Here is a 22,100-nt window from a genome sequence, read left to right as displayed (position 1 = left end):
TCAGCTCTTGAAAACCGTCTCCATATCCGGCGCGGTGAGCACGAATTGATCGTCGGAGCCGATGTAATTGTCGCCATGAAGCCGCGCGATCGGTTGATAGACCGCCGGGTTCACATAGCGCCCCTCGGCATCGAGACAGTCGCGCCGCACATGCATCTGAACCACCTCGCCGATCACCAAAACCCGGTTCGGCCAATCGAGAAGCTGCTCGGTGCGGCATTCAAACACACAGGACGCGCCCTTGATTTTCGGTGCGGAAATCATCGCACATGGCTCGGTCTCGACGCCCGCCAAAGCCAGCTCATCAACGCCCGAAGGCACCGGCAGCCCGGCGATCAGCATGATCTTGGAGAGCGCCATATCCACCATGTGAATGGCAAATTCGCCGGTGCGGCGGATGTTGGCGGCGGTGTCCTTTTCCTGCTCGGGCTTCGAAGCAATCCCAAGAACCAACAGCGGCGGCTCGGAAGACATGACGTTGAAAAAACTCATGGGGGCTGCGTTATGCGAGCCGTCGGGATTGACCGTTGTCACCAGCGCAATGGGCCGCGGCCCGACGAAATTCGTCAGCAAACGATAGCGGTCGCGGGCGGGAAGCGTGGTGAAATCGAACTGCATCTCATGTCTCTCTGGCCGGGGTGTGGCCAGAGAAGCAGAGGTCGACGGGAAAGTCCATCAGGCGGAGATCAGCCCCATCTCCTGTGCGGCCTCGGCATCGAAGGCCACGGACTGCGCAATGCAGGATTGCGCCCCGCAGCGTGCCACCCAATCGCGGATCAACGGCACGTCGGGCGTGGCCTCGGGGAACCACAAGAATGGCGAGGCAATCAGCAGATCGGCCACGCTATAACGATCCCCCAAAAGGAAGTCGCGCCCCGTCAGCCCCGCTGCCAGATAGGCGACCGCCTCCGGCATACCGCGAAACGACGCGGTCAAAACCGGATGCGACAGTTGCGCGAGCTGGTGCATATAGACCGGCTCCAACACATTGCCATACCAGAACAGCCAGCTCAGATAGCCCCCCCGCCCCGGCGCACCGACCTCGGGCGCAAGACCCGAGGGGAACAGGTCAGTCAGATAGAGCAGGATCGCATTGCTTTCCCGGATCACCTCGCCCTCCTCCGTGACCAGAAGCGGCACCTTGCCTTCGGGATGCGGATTCTTCGGGTCGCGCCCGCCAGAGCCGTCCTGACGCGGAATATCTGTCAGGCGAATATAGACCCGGTCGAGCGCATCGAGCGCCATCAACAGGGTGATGATCCGCGAACTGCGGCTTTGCGGGGCGTGGTACAGCGTCAACATGAGACGTCCTTTCTGGGCTATGCAACTGGGGTCGAGCATGTCAGGCTCCTGCTGTCAGAAACCGTCAGCAGGGCTCTGGCATCTTTGGCTGCGAAAGGGGGGCCCATGGCCAAGTCGGATCGTCTGTTTCGCCTGATGCATCTCATGCGCAGCCTGCGCCCGCCGGTGACCGCCGGGGATCTGGCGCGCGAACTGGGCGTGTCGCAGCGCACGCTCTATCGCGACATCGACGCGCTTCGGGCCTCCGGCGCGCGGATCGAGGGCGAGGCGGGGTTTGGCTATACGCTGACCGAGGATTACGCCCTGCCGCCGCAAAGTCTGAGCCAGATCGAGATCGAGGCGCTGGTCCTTGGCCTCTCGGAGGTGCGCTTGCGGGGCGATCCGGCGCTCTCACAGGCGGCGCGCGATGCTCTGGCTAAAATTACCGCCAGTTTGCCCGAAGAAAAGCGAGCACAAATCGAACATTCCGTGGGGTTAGTTCATCGGTATTTGCCACAAAAACAGTACGAAGCCGATCTTTCCCTGATCCGACAAGCCTGTTGGCAGGAACGTGCGCTCAGGCTTGGTTATCGCGACCGGCAGGGCCGCGACACTCTGCGCGAGATATGGCCGCTGGCCATTGTCTATCTCGATGAGGAGCTGATGCTGCTGGCGCATTGCCGGTTGCGCGGGGCGTTTCGCCAGTTTCTTGTCGGTTCGATCCAGTCCCTCGATTGGGCCGAAGGGTCCTTTCGTCCACACCGTGTGACGATGCTGCGCGACTATATTTCCGAACTCCGAACCCGATACGCGATCTCCCCCTATTGCGAAGAGGGGCGGAAAATCATGGCCGAGGAAAGGCTCACAGCACCGCTTTGACGGCCTCCGGCGGTCGTCCCAATGCAACGCCCTTCTCGGTCTCAACCACCGGGCGCTCCATCAGCCGCGGATGTGTCGCGATGGCATCGAGGATCGCCTCAGGATCGGACTTGGCCGTGATGCCGAGCTCTTTCGCCTCCGCCTCTTTCGCCCGCAGAAACGCACTCACGGGCAGGCCGGAACGGCGCACCAGTTCCGCAAGCGTCTCCCGCGACACCGGCGTCTCCAGATAAAGCACGACCTCGGGCGTAATCCCCTCCGCCTCGATCAGATTTAGCGTTTCGCGCGATTTCGAGCAGCGGGGATTGTGATAGATGCGTGTCATGTCGACCTCTTTTCAGACCTTTTTCGCGGCGCACCTCTGCGTGCGCGCACCCGGGAACAAAGAAGAAACAGAATGTTTCCGATCCACCTCGATTCAGGTGATGTCCAATTAACCTTTACCGCCTATTGCTAGAGGCATGAAACAGATCTTTGCCGACATCCCCCTTCCCGCAACAGAACTCCTGCTGCTGCTGTCCTTCTTCATCTTGATGATGAACGGCTGAGCCGCCGCAGGACATGAGGCGCGAGCCTTGCGGCACGCCCCGGTCCGTCGCATCTCCGCCTCATAATCTTCCTGAACAGTCTGACGGTTGAAACCCTCCCACCCCGGGCGTAATGTCGCAGGGATTTTACGATTTGGGAGGACAAGATGTCCGAAAGAAAACAAGGCTTTGACACCATTCAGGTGCATGCGGGCACCGCCCCAGACCCGGCCACTGGCGCGCGTCAGGTGCCGATTTACCAGACCACCGCCTATGTGTTCAAAGACGCCGACCACGCGGCGCGTCTGTTCAACCTCGAAGAGGTCGGTTACATCTATTCCCGCCTGACCAACCCGACAATCTCCGCTTTGCAAAATCGCATGGCAGCACTTGAGGGCGGTGCAGGTGCCGTGTGTTGTTCCACCGGTCACGCGGCCCAGATCATGGCGCTGTTCCCGCTGATGGCACCGGGCAAGAACATCGTCGCCTCCACCCGGCTTTACGGCGGCACGCTCACCCAGTTCACCCAGACATTCAAGCGCTTCGGCTGGTCCGCAACATTCGTCGATTTCGACGATTTCGATGCGGTGCGCGATGCCATCGACGACAACACGCAGGCGCTGTTCTGCGAAAGCCTCGCCAACCCCTCGGGGGCGATCATGGACCTCGACGCGCTGGCCGAAATCGCCAATGCGGCAGGCATTCCGCTGATCGTCGACAACACCTCGGCCACACCTTACCTGTGCCGCCCGATCGAACATGGCGCGACGCTCGTCGTGCATTCGATGACCAAATTCCTCACCGGCAACGGCACGGTGATGGGCGGTTGCGTCATCGACAGCGGCAAATTCGACTGGGCGGCCTCCGGCAAGTTCCCGTCGCTCTCCGAACCGGAACCGGCCTATCACGGTCTTGATTTCCAAGACACTTTCGGCCCGCTCGCCTTCACCATCCATGGCATCGCCGTGGGGCTGCGCGATCTCGGCATGACGCTGAACCCACAGGCGGCGCATTACACGTTGATGGGGATCGAAACCCTGTCGCTGCGCATGCAGAAGCACGTCCAGAACGCGCGCGAGATCGCCAACTGGCTCGAAGGCGACGCGCGTGTCGAGGCGGTGACCTATGGCGGTCTGCCCTCCTCGCCCTATTATGATCGGATGACTCGGATCTGCCCGCGCGGCGCCGGTGCGTTGTTCACCGTGGCCTTGAAGGGCGGCTATGACGCCTGTGTCGAGACCGTGTCGAAGCTCGAACTGTTCTCCCATGTGGCGAACCTCGGCGACACCCGCTCGCTGATCATCCACCCGGCCTCGACGACCCACCGTCAGCTTTCCCCGGAAGGGCTGATCAAAGCCGGCGCCGGTCCGAACATCCTGCGGCTTTCGATCGGGATCGAGGATGCCAACGACCTGATCGCCGATCTGGATCAGGCACTGAGCTGATCCCCGCATACAGGTAAAAATGCAAAACCCGCCGAGCTTCGGCGGGTTTTTCTTTGCGACAACCTATTGTGTACGGGACAATCGCCAACCGATCCAGATGACCGCCACGGCGATGAGGAGCAGCACCCAAAAAGGCCAGAAGATAAGCATAATCAACAGCATGTCTCCCGTAGATTGCGAGCAACCCGTGGTGTTCATGCCGCAGCCCATGGCGATCAACCAATATGTCCCATAGGCGATCAGCGGGATCAGAACCGCACCGAACACCATGAGGAAGGCACCAAACCTCTGTTTCACTCCGCCGCCTTCGCGATCTCCGGCTTGATATATTTCTCCGCGATCTCCGCCGTGATCGGCCCGGCGAACCGGTAGGCGATCTTGCCCTCGCCGTCGATGATATAGGTCTCCGGCACACCGTAGACGCCCCATTCCAGCGCCGTGCGGCCCGGTTCGTCCTGTGCGATGGCGGCATAGGGATTGCCCAACTCTCCAAGGAATTTCAGGGCGTTGCCTGCCTCGTCCTTGTAATTGATGCCATAGATCGTGATGCCCTCCTCGGCCAGGACCTCGAGTTGCGGGTGTTCGACCCGGCACGGTGCGCACCACGAGGCCCAATAATTCACCAGCTTGACCTTGCCGTCGCGCAGCATCTCGTCGGTGAGCGGCGGCAGCTCGCCCAGCGGTGTCACCGAGGCGATGGAGGGCGCGGTGCGTCCGATCTGCGAGCTTGGCAGTTGCTCGGCGTTGTCGCGCTCCATACCGAACATGAACAGCCATGCAAGACCGCCGAACAACACCAGCGGCAGAGCGACGAGAGGGTTGATCTTAGCCATGGTTGCGGCGCTCCTCGGCCTCTTTCAAAAGACGTTTCATTTTCGCGGAGCGCGCCAGTGAGCGCCAGATCAGCGCTGCCAACAACAGCAGCGTCACCCCATAGGCCATCAGGACATCGCCCGCGTATTTCCCAAGATCCGGCATCATTGCTGCGCCCTTTCCCGCATATCCAGCGCGTGCAGACGGCGCGCACGAATCTCCGTCCGGGTGCGCAAAAGCACCAGCGTCACGAACAGAAGGATGAACCCCGCAATCGCCACCAGCGCCGGATACCAATAGACATCAGCCACGTTCTCTTCGGCGTCCATCGACAGCGAAGCCCCTTGGTGAAGCCCTTGATTCCAAAAGAGAACCGCATAGCGCGAGAGGATCGCAAACACCGAACCGACGAGGCAGAGCACGGAGGTCAGATCGGCCGCCGTGTCCGGATTGTCGATCGCTTCCCAAAGCGCCATATAGCCGAGATAGAACAGCAGCAGGATCAGAAACGAGGTCAGCCGAGGGTCCCATTCCCAATAGGTCCCCCACATCGGCTTGCCCCAGATCGCCCCGGTGAACAGCGCGATCAGCGTCATGGTCATGCCAATGGCGGCGGCGGATTTCGCGGCCAAAGCCGACACATGGTGACGCCGCACGATCCAGATCAGAGAGGCGACGAGCATCATCGCCCAGATGTTGATCGCCATCATCGCGGCAGGCACATGGAGATAGAAGATCTTCACCGTCGCACCCTGACGATAGTCATCCGGGGTGAAGAAAAAGCCCCAAACCAGCCCGGTCGTGAACATCACCGCAGCGAGCACGGCGAAATAGGGCAGCGCACGGTCGGTCCACCACATGAATTTCCGTGGATTTGCCCATTCCCAGAAGGCATTCCAGTTGATGGCCATAAGCTGTCTCTCTCCCCAATGATCCGCGCCAGCCTAAGCGGAAGCGCGACACATCTCAACTCACCTTAAAGCGACACGAATGGCCGCCGCTGCGGCAAAGGGCAGCAAGGCCACGGCCCCGAGCGTGATCCCCGCCTGCATCGCAAGCGGCGTCCCGACGAGAAAGCCCCCGGCCCCGCGCCGCACCACCTCCGCGCCGAAAATCAGCGTCGGAATATAGAGCGGCAGGACCAGAAGGCTCAAAAGCAGCCCGCCGCGTTTCAGCCCCACGGTCAAAGCCGCCCCGAAAGCGCCGATGAAAGACAGCGCGGGCGTGCCGATCAAAAGCGTGACGATCAGCCAGCGATAGGCGGCGCTGTCGAGATGCAGCAAAAGGCCGAGCGCAGGCGCGGCGATCACCAAGGGCAGACCCGTGGTGATCCAATGGGCAAAGGCCTTCATCGCGACGACACCTTCAAGAGGGATCGGCGCGGTGGCCAGAAGATCGAGCGAACCGTCTTCGAAATCGAGCGCAAAAATGCGGTCGAGCGACAGGAGGCAGGCCAGCAAAGCCCCGACCCAGAGAATGCCCGGCGCAATGGCCGAAAGCATCTCCGCATTCGGCCCGACGCCAAAGGGCACGAGGGTCACGAGGATCAGGAAAAACCCGAGGCCAAGCCCGAAACCGCCGCCCGAACGAAACGCCAGAGTGATGTCACGCCAGAACAGCCGGATCATAGGAAGCTCTCGTCAAAATCGTTGCGAATGACATCGTGGCGGGCCTTGTAGGGCGTCACATCGAACACGGTTTCCTCGAAGCCGAGATGAATATGCGTCGCAATCACCGCCGCACCGCCCGCGTCCACATGGGTTTTCACGGCGTTCGCGAAAAGCTCGACGGAGGCCACATCCAAGGACACGGTCGGCTCATCCAGCACCCAGACCGGACGCCCCGTCACCATGAGCCGCGCCAGCCCCAAACGGCGTTTCTGCCCGGCGGACAGGTTCCCGGCGGGGCGATCCCGCAAGGCCTCCAAATTGAAATCCCGCAACGCAGGCGCAATGTCATGCCCGCCATAAACCCCGGCCCAGAAGGCGAGGTTTTCCGAGACAGTCAACGTCGCCTTCAATCCGTCCGCATGGGCCGCATAGGCCACCGCATCGGGCGCCGCCTCCACCGTGCCCGCATAAGGCGGCTGAAGACGTGCGAGCGTGCGCAAAAGCGTGGTCTTGCCCACCCCGTTCGGTCCGCGCAGCACCATGATCTCGCCCGGAGACACGGTGAAATTCAGCCCTTCGAGGACCGGCATACCGCCCCGGGAGACGGTCAGATCTTTCACGGAAATCAAACTCATGGGCGCCTTTTTAAAGCGATTCTAAAATTTTGATCTGATCCGGATCAAACCGGAAGCAATGCCACCGCGACGCGACGCCCCTCAGAGGCCAGCACATTATAGGTGCGCGCCGCCGTGGGCGTGGCCATATGCTCAAGCCCCACCCCCGCCGCGTCCATCGGCGCGCGGAAGGCTTGCGGCAGATGGGTCATCTCCGCACCGGTGCCGACGATGACGAAATCGACCCTCGCACGGATTTCCAGCAACGCCTCGGTGTCGGCGTAGCCGCCCCAGGGGATCACCTGTTCGCCACAGATCAGCACCGCCCCCTCATAGACCTTGCCGCCGACACGAAACATGTTCGGCCCGTAACCATCGACCGGTACGGCATCCTGAAACGGCATCTCGTTGAACTGCATGGCATCCTCCTCTGGCGAAAAAGGCCCGCGACACGCGCGAGCCTCTCCTTTGTGCTTAAAATACTCAATCCCGCGCGCGCGTCAAACCGCGCTGCCATCGGTTTGAATGCCGGGGGTCGGCTCTTTCTTGTCCCAGTCGCGTTTGACGCCGAGCCACAACAGGATGTTGGAGGCAACGAACACCGACGACCAGGTCCCGACCACGACGCCAAGCGTCATCGCGAAGACGAAGCCCCGGATCACGTCACCGCCCAGCGCCAAAAGCGCGATCAGCGCAATCAACGTGGTGCCTGAGGTCATCACGGTCCGCGACAGGGTCTCGTTGATCGACATGTTGAGCACGCTGCCAAGATCCATCTTCTTGTACTTGCGCAGGTTCTCACGCACCCGGTCGAACACCACCACCGTATCGTTGAGCGAATACCCGACGATGGTCAAAAGCGCCGCGATGATCGTCAGGTCGAACTGGATACCGAACAATGCAAACACCCCGATGGTGATCACCACGTCATGCACAAGCGCCACCACGGCGCCCACAGCAAATTGCCACTCGAACCGCAGCCAGATGTAGAACAGCACGGCGGCCATGGCGGCAGCTACGGCCTCGACCGCGGTCCAGATCAGCTCGCCCGAGACCTTCGGCCCGACGGATTCGACGGAGGGGAAGGTGATCGACGGATCGACCACTTTCAACGCATCCTCGACCTTTTGCACAGTTTCCGGCGTAATCGCCTCAACCTCGTCCTGGGCCTGGATGCGGATTTGCGACACATGCTGGTTCTCGGCAAAATTCGGGTCATAGACCTCGGTGATCGACACATCGCCAAGACCCAGCGTCGAGAGCGCGGCACGATATTCGCCGACATCCACGGCGGATTCGGACTGGGTCCGGATCGTTGTGCCCCCCTTGAAGTCGATGCCGAAATTGAGCCCCAGCGAAATGAAGGACACCAGCGCCACCACGACCATCACGGTCGACAAGCCGAAGGTGATCTTGGAGCGTTTGAAGAAATCGATCGCGGTGTCGGCGGGCACGAGATGCACGCCCTTAAGCGTCCAGCCCTTGCGGTTCTTGCGCCCGTACCACATCACAACCATCGCCCGCGTCACATAGATCGCGGTGAAAACCGAGGTGATCAGCCCCAAAGTCAGTGTCACGGCAAAGCCCTTGACCGGACCGGAGCCCATGACGAACAGGATCGCAGCGGTGATGAACGTCGTGATGTTGGCGTCGACAATGGCCGAAAGCGCCTTTTCATAACCAAGCTCGATCGCCCGCGCGGTGGATTTCGAATTCTTCAGCTCCTCGCGGATGCGTTCGAAAATCAGCACGTTGGCATCCACCGCCATCCCGACCGTCAGCACGATCCCCGCGATCCCCGGCAGGGTCAGCGTGGCGCCGATGGAGGACAGCAAGCCAAACAGAAGCCCGACGTTGATGATCAGCGCGAGGTTGGCGAAGATGCCGAAGAGGCCATAGGCCACCGCCATAAAGATCAGCACGGCAGCGAAAGCGACCATGGTCGCGATCTTACCGGCCTCGATGCTGTCGGCACCGAGCTCCGGCCCGATGGTGCGTTCTTCGAGGAAGTTGATCTTGGCCGGAAGCGCCCCTGCGCGCAGCAGAACCGACAACTCGGTCGATTCCTCGACGGTGAAGGAGCCGGTGATCTGGCCCGACCCGCCGCGGATCGCATCCTGAATGCGCGGCGCGGAAATGACTTCGTTATCGAGCACGATGGCAAACAGAGCGCCGACGTTGGCGGCGGTATAATCGCCGAACTTGCGCGCACCGGTCGGATTGAAGCGGAAGGTCACCGAAGGCCGCCCGTTCTGGTCGAAGGCGGGTTGGCTGTCGGTCAGCTCGTCGCCCGACACCACGGCGGTCTGTTCGAGAATATAGTAAATGCCCGGCTCGTTGACCGAAGGCGCGATGAAATTGCGCGCGCCGGGGGCCTCATCCGGGTTGGTGGTGCGGCCCACAACCGGGTTGAAGGTCAGTTTTGCGGTGGTGCCGATCAGCGATTTCAGCTCGGCGGCGGACCCGATGCCCGGCACCTGAATGAGAACGCGGTCTTCGCCCTGACGCTGGATCGTCGGCTCGCGGGTGCCGACCTCGTCGACCCGGCGGCGAATGATTTCCAAGGTCTGCTGCATCGTCCGGTCGTCGGTCGCGGCCTTTTCGGCGTCAGACAGTTGAACCGTGATCACGTCATTGACGGCAGACACCGCAATGTCCTTTTCGCCCGCTGCGGTCAGAGAAACCACGGAGGTGCCGAGTTTGCGCACCGCTGCCAACGCGGTTTCCATACCGGAGGCTTCCGAAATTTGCACCCGCAGCTCGCCCGCAGGCGCATCCAGACGGCGGATCGTCCCCACAGTGTCGCGCTCGTCGCGCAGCGCGTCACGCACCTCCGGCCAGAGCGCATCCATGCGCGAGGCATAGACCTCTTCCACCTGCACCTCGCCCAAGAGATGCGCGCCCCCGCGAAGATCGAGGCCGAGGTTCACCAGAGAGGAGGGCAGGAAAGACGGCCAGGCATCGCGCGCCACGGCACGCTCCGGAGTCTCGCCGGACTTCTCGATCGCCGCGATGGCGTCGTTATGCCCCTCGACCCGCGGATAGAACGCGTTGGGCAAGGCGGCGAGAAGACCGAGGGCCACGAGCCCCCAGATGACGATCCGTTTCCAGAGAGGCATTTGCAACATGGGAATGTCCTGAGACGTCTTTCAAAAGGGAAAGGCCCGCGCGGGTGGCGGGCCTTGTATGTTCACGCGCGCAGATCAGGCGTCCGCAGCGGGTTCGGTTTTGGAAACCACATTGGCGAGGGTGGCTTTCTGCACCTTCACCTTCACGCCCTCGGCGATCTCGACCTCGACGAAACCGTCTTCACGCACCTTCGCCACCTTGCCCATGATACCACCGGCGGTCACAACCTCGTCGCCACGGCGCACGGCTTCGATCATCGCCTTGTGCTGTTTCATCTTCTTCTGCTGCGGGCGGATCATCAGGAAATACATGATCGCGAAGATCAGGATCAGCGGCGCGAAAGACATCACCGGGTTGGGGGCGGCACCTGCGGCCTGCGCATAGGCGGGGGTCACGAACATCTGTTGGTCCTTTGTGTCACTTGTGTGTCTGTGGGGGCAGGTCTTCCCACCCCATGAAAGTCGCCGCGCACCCTATAGGCGGGATTTGGCCTTGTCCAGCCGGGCCCGACCTTAGGTCACGCGCTCGTTAGAAGCTTATTTGAACCGCCCGCCGCGCTGGATCACTTCGATCTTGTAGCCATCCGGGTCGGTGATGAAAAAGAACTTCGCCACGCGCGTGCCTGCGGGAGCGAAATCGACGATGTTACCGGGAGTGAGACCTGCCTCTGACATCCGCGCATGTTCGGCGTCGAGGTCCTCGACCGACACGGCAAAATGCCCGTAACCAGTGCCAAGATCGTAAGGCTCAGCAGTGCCTTTGTTGATCGTCAGTTCAAGCTCGAACTCCGAGAGCGGGTTCGACATATAGATCAGCGCGAAGTCCGGGAAATCGAGCTTGTCGGCCACCGTGAGCCCAAACGCCGCCTCATAAAACGCAACCGAGCGCGCCTCGTCGAGCACGCGGATACAGGAGTGAATGGCTTTGGCTGGCATGGGTCCCTCATCGTCGGTTTTTGCTTAGATGTGCACAAACCGCTCCAAGAGCAAGGGGCCGAAGCGGATTCCCCACGTGGATTGCCCGAAATCCCCCTTCCCTCCTCTCTTCCCCTGTTGCATAACCGCGCCCAAACCAACCAACCCCGAGGACCAGTCCGATGCATGACATCAAGGCCATTCGCGAAAACCCCGAAGCGTTCGACGCTGCCATGAGCCGCCGCGGCTTGTCCGGGGTGTCTTCCGGCCTGCTGGCCCTCGACGCAGACCGCCGCGCCAAGATTGCCGCCGCAGAAGAGGCCAAGGCCGAGCAGAACAAAGCCTCGAAAGAGGTCGGCGCCGCCAAGGCGAAAGGCGACGAGGCCGAGTTCGAGCGCCTGCGTGCCCTCGTGGCCGATAAAAAGGCAGAAATCGCCCGACTGAACGACGAGGCAAAGGAAGAGGACGCGCGCCTCGCCGAGATGCTGATGGCGCTCCCGAACGTGCTTTACGATGACGTGCCGGTCGGTGCGGATGAAAACGACAACGTCGAAATTCACCGCTGGGGCACGCCCGCAACCTTCGATTTCACCCCGAAAGAGCATTACGAGCTGGCCGGTGTCGTCCAAGGCATGGATTTCGAAGCGGGCGCCAAAATCTCCGGCGCGCGGTTCGTCGTGCTCAAAGGCGCGGTCGCGCGCATTCACCGGGCGCTGGCGCAGTTCATGCTCGACACCCATGTCGACAAACATGGGCTGACCGAAGCGATCACCCCGGTGATGGTCCGCGAAGAGATGATGTATGGCACAGGTCAGCTGCCGAAGTTCGGCGAGGACAGCTATAAAACCACCAATGGCTGGTGGCTGATCCCGACCGCCGAAGTGACGCTCACCAACCTCGTCAATGGCGAGACGGTGAACGAGGCCGATCTCCCGATGCGCTATGCGGCGCATACCCAATGTTTCCGCTCGGAAGCCGGCTCCGCGGGCCGCGACACCGCCGGCATGCTGCGCCAGCACCAGTTCGAGAAGGTCGAAATGGTCTCCATCGTCCACCCGGACGACAGCGAGGCCGAACATACCCGCATGACCACGCAGGCCCAGAACATTCTCGAAGCGCTGAACCTGCCCTATCGCACCGTGAAACTCTGCGACGGCGACATGGGCTTTGGCATGAAGCGCACCCATGACATCGAAGTCTGGCTGCCCGGTCAGGACAAATACCGCGAAATCTCCTCGGTCTCGACCGCAGGCGATTATCAGGCGCGCCGCATGAACGCCCGGTTCAAACCGAAGGACGGCGGCAAGCCCGAGTTCGTCCATACTCTGAACGGCTCCGGCCTCGCGGTTGGCCGCTGCCTGATCGCGGTCCTGGAAAACGGCCAGAACGCCGACGGCTCCGTCACCCTGCCCGAGGTGCTCTCGCGCTACCTGAACGGTAAGCTGACGCTCACCGCAGACGGCCAGCTCGCTTAAGTTTCCTTTGCTGCGAAAAATACTCAAAAGAAACGGCGCCCTTTCCGGCGCCGTTTTTCGTTCTATATCAGCGCCATGACCAAAACACGCCTCATCGCCCTCCTACATCTCGCCGCAGCCCTCGCCTTTGCCATCGCCGGGCCTTTGCTCGCCCCCGACTTTCGCGGCTATGACCCGAATGCCTTCCCGATCCCCCAAGGCGACGCGCCCGTCGGCCCGGCGGGGTACGCATTCTCGATCTGGGGCGTGATCTACATCTGGCTCATCGTCTCCGCCGTCATCGGCCTCAAACGCCATGACGCGCCCGACTGGGTCCCCATGCGCCCGCCGCTTATTCTGGCTCTGTTGATTGGCACACCATGGCTGACCGTCGCCACGATGAACCCGGTGATCGCGACCGTGATGATCTTTCTCATGCTCTTTTGTGCCTTGATCGCGATGGTGCAGGCCCCTGTGCTCGATCCATGGCTCGCCCGCGCGCCCAATGCGCTGTTCGCAGGCTGGCTGACGGCGGCGTCTTTCGCCTCTCTGGGCTATATCGGTGCGGGCTATGGCGTGATCCTTAGCGATGTTGGCTGGGCCTATCTCTGCCTCATCGGCGCGCTCGTCGTGGCCTATGTCGGAACCCGCCTGCGCCCCGACGCCCCGCTTTACCCTTTGGGGGTTGCATGGGCGCTCGTGGCCATCGTGGTGAAAAACTGGGGCACGGAATGGGGCGTTGCGGGCCTGGCCGGGGTCGGCGCGATTGTGCTTTTGGCTTTTGCGGTCAAAGCGTGGAACCGGCCCGCGCCTTGACCGCATTTTGAGCCACCCGGGTCACGTCCTGAGACAGCTCCCGCGTGGTGGTCAAAAGATCGTCGAGGCTCATCCAATCCACATCCGCTGCATCGTCGGCGGCCACGGGTTCGCCTGACACATAGTCACAGCACACCGCCATGAGCAGAAAGTGGTAGGCACCCGCTTCGATCAACTCAACGTGGTCAATCACCTCACCCGCAGTCGCCACCACGCCGGTCTCTTCCTGAAGCTCCCGCGCCGCCGCCTCGGCCAGCGTTTCGCCAAATTCCACATGCCCGCCCGGGAACCCCCATGTGCCGCGCGCGGGGGCCTTGCCGCGTTCGACCATGAGGAATTTCCCGTTCTTCTGACAGACCGCAAGAACCGCGAGTTTCGGCTGATTACTCATGGCGTGCCTTTGCCCGCTCCAAAAGCGGCTTGAGGTAGCGCCCGGTGTGCGAGGTCTCGATCTCCGCCACCTCTTCGGGCGTGCCGGTCGCGACGATCCGCCCGCCGCCATCGCCACCCTCGGGGCCGATGTCGATCAGATGATCGGCGGTCTTGATCACGTCGAGATTGTGCTCGATCACCACAACGGAATTGCCCTGATCCACCAACTCATGCAGCACTTCGAGAAGCTTGCGCACGTCCTCGAAATGCAGCCCTGTCGTCGGTTCGTCGAGGATGTAAAGTGTCCGCCCCGTCGAGCGTTTCGACAGCTCTTTCGACAGTTTCACGCGCTGCGCCTCGCCGCCCGAAAGCGTCGTCGCCTGTTGCCCGACCTTGATGTAACCAAGCCCAACGCGCATCAGCGCATCCATCTTTTCGCGGATCGAGGGCACGGCTTTGAAGAACTCCTGCGCGTCCTCGACGGTCATATCCAAGACATCGGCAATCGACTTGCCCTTGAACTGCACCTCCAGCGTTTCGCGATTGTACCGCTTGCCCTTGCAGGTCTCGCATTCGACGTAAACGTCTGGCAGGAAATGCATTTCGATCTTGATCACGCCATCGCCCTGACAGGCCTCGCACCGCCCGCCTTTGACGTTGAACGAGAACCGACCGGGTTTATATCCGCACGCTTTCGCCTCCGGCAGGCCCGCGAACCAGTCGCGGATCGGGGTAAAGGCGCCGGTATAGGTGGCCGGGTTCGAGCGCGGGGTGCGACCAATCGGGCGCTGGTCGATGTCGATCACCTTGTCGAGATGCTCAAAGCCTTTGATCGTCTCACAGGGCGCAGGCGTCTCGCGCGCGCCGTTCAGCTTCATCGCCGCGTTCTTATAAAGCGTCTCGATGGTCAGCGTCGATTTTCCTCCGCCCGACACGCCCGTGACGGCAACGAATTTGCCAAGCGGGAACTCTGCCGTCACGTCTTTCAGGTTGTTGCCCGTGGCCTTCACCACCTTGAGCACTTTGCCATTGCCCTTGCGCCGCTCACTCGGCACGGCGATCTCGCGGGTGCCAACGAGATACTGCCCGGTGATCGAGGCCGGGTCTTTTTCGATCTCCTCGGGCGTGCCTTTGGCGACGACGACCCCGCCATGAACGCCCGCCCCCGGCCCCATATCGAAGACGTAATCGGCCTCGCGGATCATGTCCTCGTCATGCTCGACCACCACAACCGTGTTGCCCTGATCGCGCAGGTTCTTGAGCGTGCCGATCAGACGGTCATTGTCGCGCTGGTGCAACCCGATGGAGGGTTCGTCCAAGACATACAACACGCCCTGAAGCCCGGACCCGATCTGCGAGGCCAAGCGAATGCGCTGGCTCTCCCCGCCCGAAAGCGTACCGGCATTTCGGCTCATGGTCAGGTATTCGAGGCCGACGTTGTTCAGGAACCCAAGCCGTTCGCGGATTTCCTTGACGATGGCCCGCGCGATCTCCTGTTTCTGCGGGCTAAGCGTGTCCATTACCCCGTCGATCCAAGCATAGGCCTCCTTGATCGACTTCTCGACCACCTGCCCGACATGCAAGCCCGCGATTTTCACCGCCAGAGCCTCTTCGCGCAGCCGGTAGCCATGGCAATGGCCGCAGGGCCGGTTGTTCTGATAGCGTTCGAATTCCTCGCGGACCCAGTTACTGTCGGTCTCGCGATAGCGCCTTTCCATATTGGGGATCACCCCCTCAAAACTGCGCTCGATCTCGTAAACCCGCCCGCCATCGTCATAGCGGAATTTGATCTCCTCCTCGCCGGAGCCATAAAGGAACACCTTCTGGATCTTCGGGTCGATGTTTTTCCACGGCGTCGAAGGTTTGAACCCGTAATGTTTCGCAAGCGCTTCAATGGTTTGCAGGAAATAGGGCGTCTTGCCTTTGCGCCATGGCGCAATCGCCCCGTCGGCAATTTTCAACGCCGCATCGGGCACCACGAGGCGTTCGTCGAAGAACAATTCAACCCCCAAGCCGTCGCAATGCGGACAGGCGCCGAAGGGCGCGTTGAAGGAAAACAGACGCGGTTCGATTTCAGGGATGGTAAAGCCCGACACCGGACAGGCGAAATTCTCCGAGAATGTGATGCGCTCCGGCGCGGTCTCCAAAATGGCGATCCCGTCGGCCAGATCGAGCGCTGTGCGCAAGCTGTCCGCCAGCCGCGTCTCCAAGCCTTCGCGCACCACGATCCGGTCCACCACCACGTCGATGTTGTGACGGAATTTCTTGTCCAGCGTCGGCGGCTCATCCAACTCGTAGAATTCCCCGTCAACTTTGACCCGCTGAAAGCCCTGCTTTCTAAGCTCCAGAAATTCCTTGCGATATTCACCTTTGCGATCCCTCACGATGGGGGCCAGAAGATAGCCGCGGGTGCCCTCCTCCATCCGCATCGTGATGTCGACCATGTCCTGCACCTGCTGTGCCTCGATGGGCAGGCCGGTTGCGGGCGAATAGGGCGTGCCAGCGCGGGCGAACAAAAGCCGCAAATAGTCGTAAATCTCCGTCACCGTGCCGACGGTCGAGCGCGGGTTTTTCGAGGTGGTCTTTTGCTCGATGGAAATCGCCGGGCTGAGGCCCGAAATGTGATCCACATCGGGCTTGCCCATCATATCGAGAAACTGCCGCGCATAGGCCGAGAGGCTTTCGACATAGCGCCGCTGGCCCTCCGCGTAGATCGTATCAAACGCCAGAGACGACTTGCCCGATCCCGATAGCCCGGTGATCACCACCAACTCGTCGCGCGGGATGTCCACATCCACATTCTTGAGATTGTGCTCGCGCGCACCGCGCACTTCGATGAATTTCAACTCGGCCATGAAGACACCCCACTCGGATTCTGCCCTCATATCTAGTGGAGGCCGCGCGGTGTTCCAACAGGAAATTGAGAACACAACAAGAACAATCGTACCCCCTGCCCGGTTTTTCACCGATCACGGCTTTGCGACAGCAGCGCTTCGAGTTTCCGTGATTTCATCACAGACGCCCCATTGACCTCTGTCTAGAACAGGCGCAATCAACAAGAAATGACTGCGAAGGAAAGCTGACATGTTTGGATTGTTTGGCGGCGGCTCGAAAATCTCCGTCGAAGAGGTCAAGGCGGGCATGGCCAAAGGCACCACCGTGCTCGTGGACGTGCGCGACGGTATGGAGCTGCATATGTCCGGCACCGCGAAAGGCGCGCTGCATATCCCGTTGCAGGAGCTTCAGGCGAAATGCGATCCCAAATCGCCCTCCTGCCTGCCGCAGATGAAGGACACCAAGACCACGAAAGTGCTCTATTGTGCCTCCGGGGCGCGGTCGTCCGGCGGCGTGCGTCTTTTGAAATCTTTGGGACATGAGGATGTGCAGAACCTCGGCGGTTTGCACAACTGGGTCTCCGGCGGCGGCGAAATCGTCAACGTCTGAGACGGGTCACCAAAACGACAAAAGCGGCCCTTGAGTGGCCGCTTTTTTGTTGGGTCATCCCCGTCTTATTCCACGGTTTCCGACAGCGTGCCCTCAAGCTTCGCGCCATCCGCGCGGGTCGCGGTGTTGGCGGACACCTTGTCCGGCCCCATGTAGAGCGACCGGCGCGCGGTGAACCGCGCCGCGATAAACCGCATGAACTCGGTCACGCGCGGCACATGGCGCAAATCGGGATGGGTCAGCACCCAGATCGGGATGTGGTCCGAGAGGGCCAACTCCGGCACGCGTACCAGAGCAGGATCGGAAGAGCCCAGAAGATGCGAGGTCCGCACCATGCCCATGCCCTGCCGGGCAAAGGACATCGCGGAGACCATATCGTCGGTCTTGAGCGCCACGCGCGCGGGCGGCAGGTCGGAGAACAGCCCCGCCGGCGCCGAATTCACCCAGGTCGAAAACGCGATATAAGGCAGCGGCGTCTCTGCATCCCGGCGCTCGATCGTATCCCGATATTGCTCGACAAATCCGGGAGAGGCGAACCAGCCCGCACGTTGCGGCGTCACCATCCGGCCCCAGAGGCTTTCTTCGGGCGATTGCGTGACCCGGATCGCCACATCGGCCTCGCGCCGGTGCAGGTTCAATACCTCGGTCGCGCCCAGAATCTGGATGTCGATCCCCGGATGCAGCGCTTTGAATTCCTTGATGTCTTCGGCAAAATGATCTTCCGCCATCAGGGGCGGAATGGTGATCTTGAGCTCGCCTTCCTCGGTCTCGTCCCGGGCCGCGAGCGCCATGTCGAGCGCCACCATGCGCGCCTCGACCTCTTCGGCATGGGCAATGGCCACCTGCCCGGCTTCCGTCGGCTGAAGCCCGGAGGCCAGCCGCGTAAAGAAGCGCACGCCTGCGGCATCCTCCGCCTTGGCGAGTTGTCGCGAGACGGTGGCATGGTTCACACCAAGGATGCGGGCGGCGCCCGAAAGCCCGCCCTCACGCGCCACCGCGAGAATATATCGAAGAGAATCCCAATCCGTCATGTGCGTCAGATTACATGACCTACATTTCTGCACAAGAGGGGCGCAGATAATATCACCCATCACACATATTGATGCATGAATGGGTTGCCCTGTGCGGAAAAGCGGCCCACTCGGGCCGCCTTCTTGTCACGTATCGCTCAGATATGGAGCGCCCGGCCATAGGCCGCGAGCACCGCTTCGTGCATCATTTCCGACATGGTCGGGTGCGGGAAGACGGTTTCCATCAGGTCCTCTTCCGTGGTCTCAAGTTGCCGCGCGATGACATAGCCCTGGATCATTTCCGTCACCTCCGCGCCCACCATATGCGCGCCCAGAAGCTCGCCCGTTTTCGCGTCGAACACCGTTTTGATCAGCCCCTCGGCCTCCCCCATCGCAACGGCTTTGCCATTGCCGATAAACGGGAATTTGCCGATCTTGACCTCATAACCTGCCTCTTTCGCCTTGTCTTCTGTGAGCCCCACAGAAGCCACCTGCGGGTGGCAATAGGTGCAGCCCGCGATGGAATTCGGCTTGATCGGATGCGGGTGTTTCCCGGCGATCAGCTCGGCCACCATGACGCCCTCGTGCGAGGCCTTATGCGCCAGCCAAGGCGCGCCCGCGATGTCGCCGATAGCGAACAACCCGTCCACACCGGTGCGGCAGAATTCGTCGGTCACGACATGGGTGCGGTCGATTTTCACACCCGCCTCCTCAAGGCCCAGCCCCTCGACATTGCCGACGATGCCGACCGCGGAAATCACCGTGTCGAATTCCATCGTCTCGGTCTTGCCGCCCATTTCGATATGCGCAACGACGCCCTTGCCCGGCGTGCGGTCGAGTTTCTTGACCATCGCCTTTTGCAGGATCTTCATCCCCTGCTTTTCGAACTGCTTCTTGGCGAAGGCGGAAATGTCTTTGTCTTCAACGGGAAGCACGCGATCCATCACCTCGACCACCGTCGTGTCGGCGCCCAGCGTATTATAGAAAGACGCGAATTCGATGCCAATCGCGCCCGACCCGATGACCAAGAGCTTCTTCGGCATCCGCACCGGTTTCAACGCGTGGCGGTAGGTCCAGACCAGATCGCCGTCGGCCTCCAGCCCCGGCAGCTCACGCGCCCGCGCACCGGTCGCGACGATGATGTTTTTCGCGCTCAGAACCTCGGTGCCCTTCTCAGATTTCACCTCGACCTTACCCTTGCCGGCCAGCTTGGCCTCACCCATGATCGAGGTCACTTTGTTCTTTTTGAACAAGGCCTTGATCCCACCGTTCATCTGCGCCGCAACGCCGCGAGACCGCTTGACGATGGCGTCGAGATCGAAGGAAATATCCTTCACCGAGAGGCCGAATTCATTGGCCCGGTGCATGCTGTGAAACACATCCGCCGAGCGCAACAGCGCCTTGGTCGGGATACAGCCCCAGTTCAGGCAAATCCCGCCAAGATTTTCGCGCTCCACGCAAGCGACCTTGAGGCCAAGCTGCGCCGCACGAATGGCGGCCACATAGCCGCCGGGGCCCGCGCCGATGACCACGAGGTCGAAAGATGTGTCAGACATGAGGAATCCTCCCGAAACCAGTTTAGAGCGTCCCGCCACGTCCGGCAAACCGGCAGGCGGTAGAAATTAGTTTGACGCTAAACTATCTTGGGAGTCGGAGCAACGACCGGCTGAACCTCTTGCACGAAAGGCTGCATCCCGCTCAACGCATAGCTTGAGCGGGAAACGCATAACTTCATAATTTCTCTTTAGAAACCAAATGTCAGGCCGCGACAGGCCCCATCTCACGCAACAGCGCCGGATAGCCGCCCCGGCTAAGAAACGCCTGTTCGCTTTCCGTCGTGGCCCGTGACAGGGCCGCATTGCGATAGGGGAAACGCCCGAACAGACGGATCACCTCGCGATGCGCACGGGCATGCAGAAGGTTGCTATCCTCGCCCTTGAGCCGTTCGAACATCAACCGCACACAGCGCTCCTGATCGGTAAGGCATTCGGAGTGCATCAGAGGCAGGTAAAAGAACTGCCGCGCCGGTGCGTCGATCCGCAGATCCCAACCCTTGTCCAGCGCCGCCTTCGCCGCCGCCAGCGCCGCCCGGTCGGAGGCAAAGGCCTGCCCCGTGCCACGGAACATGTTGCGTGACATCTGATCGTTCAGGATCACATAGGCCAAGGCCCCCGAGGGATAGGTCAGCCAGAGCGAATAGGCGCCCTCCTGCGCCCTTTGCCAGGTCACAAGAAACGCGTCCCGGATCTTCTGATCGAGCGCCTCATCCACCCGATACCAATCTGCGGGGGTCAGCTCATCGAGCCAAAAGGCCAGAATCTGTTCCGGGCTCTTCTCTTGCCCCCTGATTGCGGTATCCTGTGCTCCGGTCTGTGTGTGCGCCATCGGCCTCGCTCCTTTCGACGGCTTGTCTTTAAGAAACCGTTACAAAGCTTCGACGGCAAAGCAAGTTCATTATCTGCGACACGACGTCACTTTTCCAAATGTTGCCGATGGACATCAGGACGCCGACGCGCCCGCCCCTTCTTCCGCCCGTTCAATGGCCACTTCCTGCGCCACCTCTGCGGCCACAGGCGTGGTCGAGGGCATCACGGGAACGTAGCTCGCGCTGTCTTCCACGGCAATCGCAGGGCGCCGCGACATCCGCCAGAGCGCATAAAACGCAACCCCGGCCATCAGCACGATCTGGAACAGCCAATAGCCGCGCGGCCCTGTCACGCTCATCAGCCACCCTGCAATGAGCGGCCCGCCCACGGCCCCGACCCCGTTGATGAAAATCAGCCCGCCGGAGGAGGCCGCCATGTCCTCGGGCGCGAGGTAATCGTTGGTGTGGGCAATCAGCAGCGAATAGAGCGGGCTCGACATACCGCCTGCGACAAAGCCCGCGACCAATGCAAGCATGTAACTGCCTGCAAACATCGCGCCTAAAGCACAGGCCAGCGCGCCCACGCCCGCCGCGGCAAAGATCACCCGGCGACGGTCGGAATGATCCGAGAGCCAGCCGATCGGCAGCTGGAACACCAGCGCACCGAGGTAGATCACGGCCACGAACATGGAGATTTGCGACAGGCTGAAGGCCGCCTGCCCGCCGTACACCGCCGCCATGGCCATTTGCGACGCAAACACGCCGCCCATCAGGAACATGCCAACACAGCCCAGCGGCGAAGCCTTGAACAGCTGGCGCAGGGTCATCGGCTTGGTGGTCTCGAAAGCCGGAGTGGGCGTCACCGACAGAAGGATCGGCGCGAAGGAGATCGACACCAGCACAGAGGGGATAATGAAGAGCACAAAGCCCGAGGGATCGCCCTGCGACAGGATCCATTGCGCGAGAATGATGCCAAGCGTCTGCACCAACATATAGGCCGACAGCACCTTGCCGCGCATCTCATTGGTGGTGGAATTGTTGAGCCAGCTTTCGGCGGTCACATAGACGCCGGAGAAACAGAACCCGAGGCCGACACGCAGCGCGGTCCAGACCCATGGGTTCGTCACCACCGGAAACAGGATCAGCGCCGCCGAGATGAACGAGGCCAGTGCTGCGAACACCCGTACATGGCCGACCCGGCGGATCAGCAGCGGCGCGGCCTGCGACCCGCCTAGAAAGCCCGCGAAATAGCCGGACATGACGATGGAGATTTCCAGCGTCGAAAACCCTTCGGCCACGCCCCGCACGCCGAGCAATGTGCCCTGAAGCCCGTTGCCGATCATCAGGAGAAGAATGCCGAGGAGCAGGGGCGAGGTATTGGCAAGAACGTAACGCATAAAGAAAGCCTAAGGGGATTCGGGACAGGG

Annotated in this window: 24 protein-coding genes; 5 read left to right on the top strand and 19 right to left on the bottom strand. The window is 61.3% G+C overall.

What is annotated here, in order from left to right; genetic code table 11:
- Entirely contained in the window at positions 1 to 618 is a 618-nt protein-coding gene (locus V1471_RS02330; protein ID WP_434286691.1) for a flavin reductase family protein, read from the bottom strand.
- A gap of 57 nt (positions 619 to 675) precedes the next feature.
- Entirely contained in the window at positions 676 to 1,302 is a 627-nt protein-coding gene (locus tag V1471_RS02325; protein ID WP_434286690.1) for a glutathione S-transferase family protein, read from the bottom strand.
- A 105-nt stretch (positions 1,303 to 1,407) separates the two neighbouring features.
- On the opposite strand from V1471_RS02325, the gene V1471_RS02320 reads away from it, so the two are divergent.
- Positions 1,408 to 2,160, top strand: coding sequence for a helix-turn-helix transcriptional regulator (locus V1471_RS02320; RefSeq protein ID WP_434286689.1), 753 nt, complete (start codon positions 1,408 to 1,410; stop codon positions 2,158 to 2,160).
- Here the strand turns inward: V1471_RS02320 and arsC are convergent.
- Positions 2,144 to 2,485 (bottom strand): arsenate reductase (glutaredoxin), encoded by a 342-nt coding sequence (arsC, locus tag V1471_RS02315; protein ID WP_434286688.1) that lies wholly within the window; start codon positions 2,483 to 2,485, stop codon positions 2,144 to 2,146. The two genes, V1471_RS02320 and arsC, sit on opposite strands and share 17 nt — an antisense overlap.
- A 369-nt stretch (positions 2,486 to 2,854) precedes the next feature.
- Here arsC and V1471_RS02310 point away from each other — a divergent pair, with 369 nt between their 5' ends.
- Entirely contained in the window at positions 2,855 to 4,132 is a 1,278-nt protein-coding gene (locus tag V1471_RS02310; protein WP_434286687.1) for an O-acetylhomoserine aminocarboxypropyltransferase/cysteine synthase family protein, read from the top strand.
- Positions 4,133 to 4,195: 63 nt separating this feature from the next.
- Here V1471_RS02310 and V1471_RS02305 read toward each other — a convergent pair whose 3' ends face one another.
- The 10 genes from V1471_RS02305 to V1471_RS02260 all read right to left on the bottom strand — a co-directional run bounded on the left by V1471_RS02305 (position 4,196) and on the right by V1471_RS02260 (position 11,233).
- On the bottom strand, positions 4,196 to 4,429 hold the full coding sequence (locus V1471_RS02305) for a hypothetical protein (RefSeq protein WP_434286686.1): 234 nt from the start codon (positions 4,427 to 4,429) through the stop codon (positions 4,196 to 4,198).
- Positions 4,426 to 4,965, bottom strand: a complete 540-nt coding sequence (locus V1471_RS02300) for a DsbE family thiol:disulfide interchange protein (RefSeq protein ID WP_434286685.1) — start codon at positions 4,963 to 4,965, stop codon at positions 4,426 to 4,428. The genes V1471_RS02305 and V1471_RS02300 overlap by 4 nt, the downstream gene beginning before the upstream one ends.
- Positions 4,958 to 5,113 carry a heme exporter protein CcmD gene (gene ccmD / locus V1471_RS02295; protein ID WP_066709038.1) on the bottom strand — a complete coding sequence of 52 codons (156 nt, stop codon included), beginning with the start codon at positions 5,111 to 5,113 and terminating at the stop codon, positions 4,958 to 4,960. Before ccmD ends, V1471_RS02300 begins: the two co-directional genes overlap by 8 nt.
- On the bottom strand, positions 5,110 to 5,856 hold the full coding sequence (locus V1471_RS02290; protein ID WP_434286684.1) for a heme ABC transporter permease: 747 nt from the start codon (positions 5,854 to 5,856) through the stop codon (positions 5,110 to 5,112). Before V1471_RS02290 ends, ccmD begins: the two co-directional genes overlap by 4 nt.
- 60 nt (positions 5,857 to 5,916) lie before the next feature.
- The gene (gene ccmB, locus V1471_RS02285) at positions 5,917 to 6,573 is read right to left on the bottom strand and encodes a heme exporter protein CcmB (protein ID WP_066709042.1); all 657 of its coding nucleotides are present in this window, start codon (positions 6,571 to 6,573) and stop codon (positions 5,917 to 5,919) included.
- Positions 6,570 to 7,190 (bottom strand): heme ABC exporter ATP-binding protein CcmA, encoded by a 621-nt coding sequence (ccmA, locus tag V1471_RS02280; protein WP_434286683.1) that lies wholly within the window; start codon positions 7,188 to 7,190, stop codon positions 6,570 to 6,572. Before ccmA ends, ccmB begins: the two co-directional genes overlap by 4 nt.
- A 44-nt stretch (positions 7,191 to 7,234) precedes the next feature.
- Positions 7,235 to 7,588: an Mth938-like domain-containing protein gene (locus V1471_RS02275; RefSeq protein ID WP_434286682.1), complete on the bottom strand. Its 354-nt coding sequence runs from the start codon at positions 7,586 to 7,588 to the stop codon at positions 7,235 to 7,237.
- An 81-nt stretch (positions 7,589 to 7,669) separates the two neighbouring features.
- Entirely contained in the window at positions 7,670 to 10,297 is a 2,628-nt protein-coding gene (gene secD / locus V1471_RS02270; RefSeq protein WP_434286681.1) for a protein translocase subunit SecD, read from the bottom strand.
- A gap of 75 nt (positions 10,298 to 10,372) precedes the next feature.
- Positions 10,373 to 10,699 (bottom strand): preprotein translocase subunit YajC, encoded by a 327-nt coding sequence (yajC, locus tag V1471_RS02265; protein ID WP_434286680.1) that lies wholly within the window; start codon positions 10,697 to 10,699, stop codon positions 10,373 to 10,375.
- Between the two features lie 135 nt (positions 10,700 to 10,834).
- The gene (locus V1471_RS02260) at positions 10,835 to 11,233 is read right to left on the bottom strand and encodes a VOC family protein (RefSeq protein WP_434286679.1); all 399 of its coding nucleotides are present in this window, start codon (positions 11,231 to 11,233) and stop codon (positions 10,835 to 10,837) included.
- 161 nt (positions 11,234 to 11,394) lie between these two features.
- On the opposite strand from V1471_RS02260, the gene serS reads away from it, so the two are divergent.
- Positions 11,395 to 12,687, top strand: a complete 1,293-nt coding sequence (serS, locus tag V1471_RS02255; RefSeq protein ID WP_434286678.1) for a serine--tRNA ligase — start codon at positions 11,395 to 11,397, stop codon at positions 12,685 to 12,687.
- 75 nt (positions 12,688 to 12,762) lie between these two features.
- The gene (locus V1471_RS02250; RefSeq protein ID WP_434286677.1) at positions 12,763 to 13,482 is read left to right on the top strand and encodes a hypothetical protein; all 720 of its coding nucleotides are present in this window, start codon (positions 12,763 to 12,765) and stop codon (positions 13,480 to 13,482) included.
- Here the strand turns inward: V1471_RS02250 and V1471_RS02245 are convergent.
- Together V1471_RS02245 and uvrA are read right to left on the bottom strand one after the other, a co-directional pair.
- On the bottom strand, positions 13,454 to 13,873 hold the full coding sequence (locus V1471_RS02245) for an NUDIX hydrolase (protein ID WP_434286676.1): 420 nt from the start codon (positions 13,871 to 13,873) through the stop codon (positions 13,454 to 13,456). The genes V1471_RS02250 and V1471_RS02245 overlap by 29 nt on opposite strands.
- A complete protein-coding gene (gene uvrA / locus V1471_RS02240) occupies positions 13,866 to 16,709 on the bottom strand; it encodes an excinuclease ABC subunit UvrA (RefSeq protein WP_434286674.1) in 2,844 nt (947 codons plus the stop codon). Before uvrA ends, V1471_RS02245 begins: the two co-directional genes overlap by 8 nt.
- A gap of 229 nt (positions 16,710 to 16,938) precedes the next feature.
- On the opposite strand from uvrA, the gene V1471_RS02235 reads away from it, so the two are divergent.
- Entirely contained in the window at positions 16,939 to 17,298 is a 360-nt protein-coding gene (locus tag V1471_RS02235; RefSeq protein ID WP_434286673.1) for a rhodanese-like domain-containing protein, read from the top strand.
- Between the two features lie 65 nt (positions 17,299 to 17,363).
- Here V1471_RS02235 and V1471_RS02230 read toward each other — a convergent pair whose 3' ends face one another.
- The 4 genes from V1471_RS02230 to V1471_RS02215 form a co-directional block, all read right to left on the bottom strand.
- On the bottom strand, positions 17,364 to 18,329 hold the full coding sequence (locus V1471_RS02230; protein ID WP_434286672.1) for a LysR family transcriptional regulator: 966 nt from the start codon (positions 18,327 to 18,329) through the stop codon (positions 17,364 to 17,366).
- Between the two features lie 137 nt (positions 18,330 to 18,466).
- Positions 18,467 to 19,864, bottom strand: a complete 1,398-nt coding sequence (lpdA, locus tag V1471_RS02225; protein ID WP_434286671.1) for a dihydrolipoyl dehydrogenase — start codon at positions 19,862 to 19,864, stop codon at positions 18,467 to 18,469.
- A gap of 202 nt (positions 19,865 to 20,066) precedes the next feature.
- Positions 20,067 to 20,693: a DUF924 family protein gene (locus tag V1471_RS02220; RefSeq protein ID WP_434286670.1), complete on the bottom strand. Its 627-nt coding sequence runs from the start codon at positions 20,691 to 20,693 to the stop codon at positions 20,067 to 20,069.
- Positions 20,694 to 20,807: 114 nt separating this feature from the next.
- Entirely contained in the window at positions 20,808 to 22,070 is a 1,263-nt protein-coding gene (locus V1471_RS02215) for an MFS transporter (RefSeq protein ID WP_434286668.1), read from the bottom strand.
- Between the last annotated feature and the right edge of the window lie 30 nt (positions 22,071 to 22,100).

The sequence above is a fragment of the Celeribacter sp. SCSIO 80788 genome (assembly GCF_051054295.1).
In the GTDB taxonomy this organism is placed as follows: domain Bacteria; phylum Pseudomonadota; class Alphaproteobacteria; order Rhodobacterales; family Rhodobacteraceae; genus Celeribacter.
Note: the sequence above shows the minus strand (reverse complement) of the source record. Positions and strands in the feature narration are given on the sequence as shown.

Coding starts and splice junctions, on each gene's coding strand:
- ccmD (WP_066709038.1), bottom strand. CDS start 5,113: ATGATGCCGGATCTTGGGAAATACGCGGGCGATGTCCTGATGGCCTAT.
- V1471_RS02275 (WP_434286682.1), bottom strand. CDS start 7,588: ATGCAGTTCAACGAGATGCCGTTTCAGGATGCCGTACCGGTCGATGGT.
- secD (WP_434286681.1), bottom strand. CDS start 10,297: ATGTTGCAAATGCCTCTCTGGAAACGGATCGTCATCTGGGGGCTCGTG.
- V1471_RS02330 (WP_434286691.1), bottom strand. CDS start 618: ATGCAGTTCGATTTCACCACGCTTCCCGCCCGCGACCGCTATCGTTTG.
- serS (WP_434286678.1), top strand. CDS start 11,395: ATGCATGACATCAAGGCCATTCGCGAAAACCCCGAAGCGTTCGACGCT.
- V1471_RS02310 (WP_434286687.1), top strand. CDS start 2,855: ATGTCCGAAAGAAAACAAGGCTTTGACACCATTCAGGTGCATGCGGGC.
- V1471_RS02230 (WP_434286672.1), bottom strand. CDS start 18,329: ATGACGGATTGGGATTCTCTTCGATATATTCTCGCGGTGGCGCGTGAG.
- V1471_RS02250 (WP_434286677.1), top strand. CDS start 12,763: ATGACCAAAACACGCCTCATCGCCCTCCTACATCTCGCCGCAGCCCTC.
- V1471_RS02290 (WP_434286684.1), bottom strand. CDS start 5,856: ATGGCCATCAACTGGAATGCCTTCTGGGAATGGGCAAATCCACGGAAA.
- V1471_RS02215 (WP_434286668.1), bottom strand. CDS start 22,070: ATGCGTTACGTTCTTGCCAATACCTCGCCCCTGCTCCTCGGCATTCTT.
- arsC (WP_434286688.1), bottom strand. CDS start 2,485: ATGACACGCATCTATCACAATCCCCGCTGCTCGAAATCGCGCGAAACG.
- ccmB (WP_066709042.1), bottom strand. CDS start 6,573: ATGATCCGGCTGTTCTGGCGTGACATCACTCTGGCGTTTCGTTCGGGC.
- V1471_RS02220 (WP_434286670.1), bottom strand. CDS start 20,693: ATGGCGCACACACAGACCGGAGCACAGGATACCGCAATCAGGGGGCAA.
- V1471_RS02320 (WP_434286689.1), top strand. CDS start 1,408: ATGGCCAAGTCGGATCGTCTGTTTCGCCTGATGCATCTCATGCGCAGC.
- V1471_RS02325 (WP_434286690.1), bottom strand. CDS start 1,302: ATGTTGACGCTGTACCACGCCCCGCAAAGCCGCAGTTCGCGGATCATC.
- lpdA (WP_434286671.1), bottom strand. CDS start 19,864: ATGTCTGACACATCTTTCGACCTCGTGGTCATCGGCGCGGGCCCCGGC.
- V1471_RS02300 (WP_434286685.1), bottom strand. CDS start 4,965: ATGGCTAAGATCAACCCTCTCGTCGCTCTGCCGCTGGTGTTGTTCGGC.
- V1471_RS02235 (WP_434286673.1), top strand. CDS start 16,939: ATGTTTGGATTGTTTGGCGGCGGCTCGAAAATCTCCGTCGAAGAGGTC.
- V1471_RS02245 (WP_434286676.1), bottom strand. CDS start 13,873: ATGAGTAATCAGCCGAAACTCGCGGTTCTTGCGGTCTGTCAGAAGAAC.
- yajC (WP_434286680.1), bottom strand. CDS start 10,699: ATGTTCGTGACCCCCGCCTATGCGCAGGCCGCAGGTGCCGCCCCCAAC.
- ccmA (WP_434286683.1), bottom strand. CDS start 7,190: ATGAGTTTGATTTCCGTGAAAGATCTGACCGTCTCCCGGGGCGGTATG.
- uvrA (WP_434286674.1), bottom strand. CDS start 16,709: ATGGCCGAGTTGAAATTCATCGAAGTGCGCGGTGCGCGCGAGCACAAT.
- V1471_RS02260 (WP_434286679.1), bottom strand. CDS start 11,233: ATGCCAGCCAAAGCCATTCACTCCTGTATCCGCGTGCTCGACGAGGCG.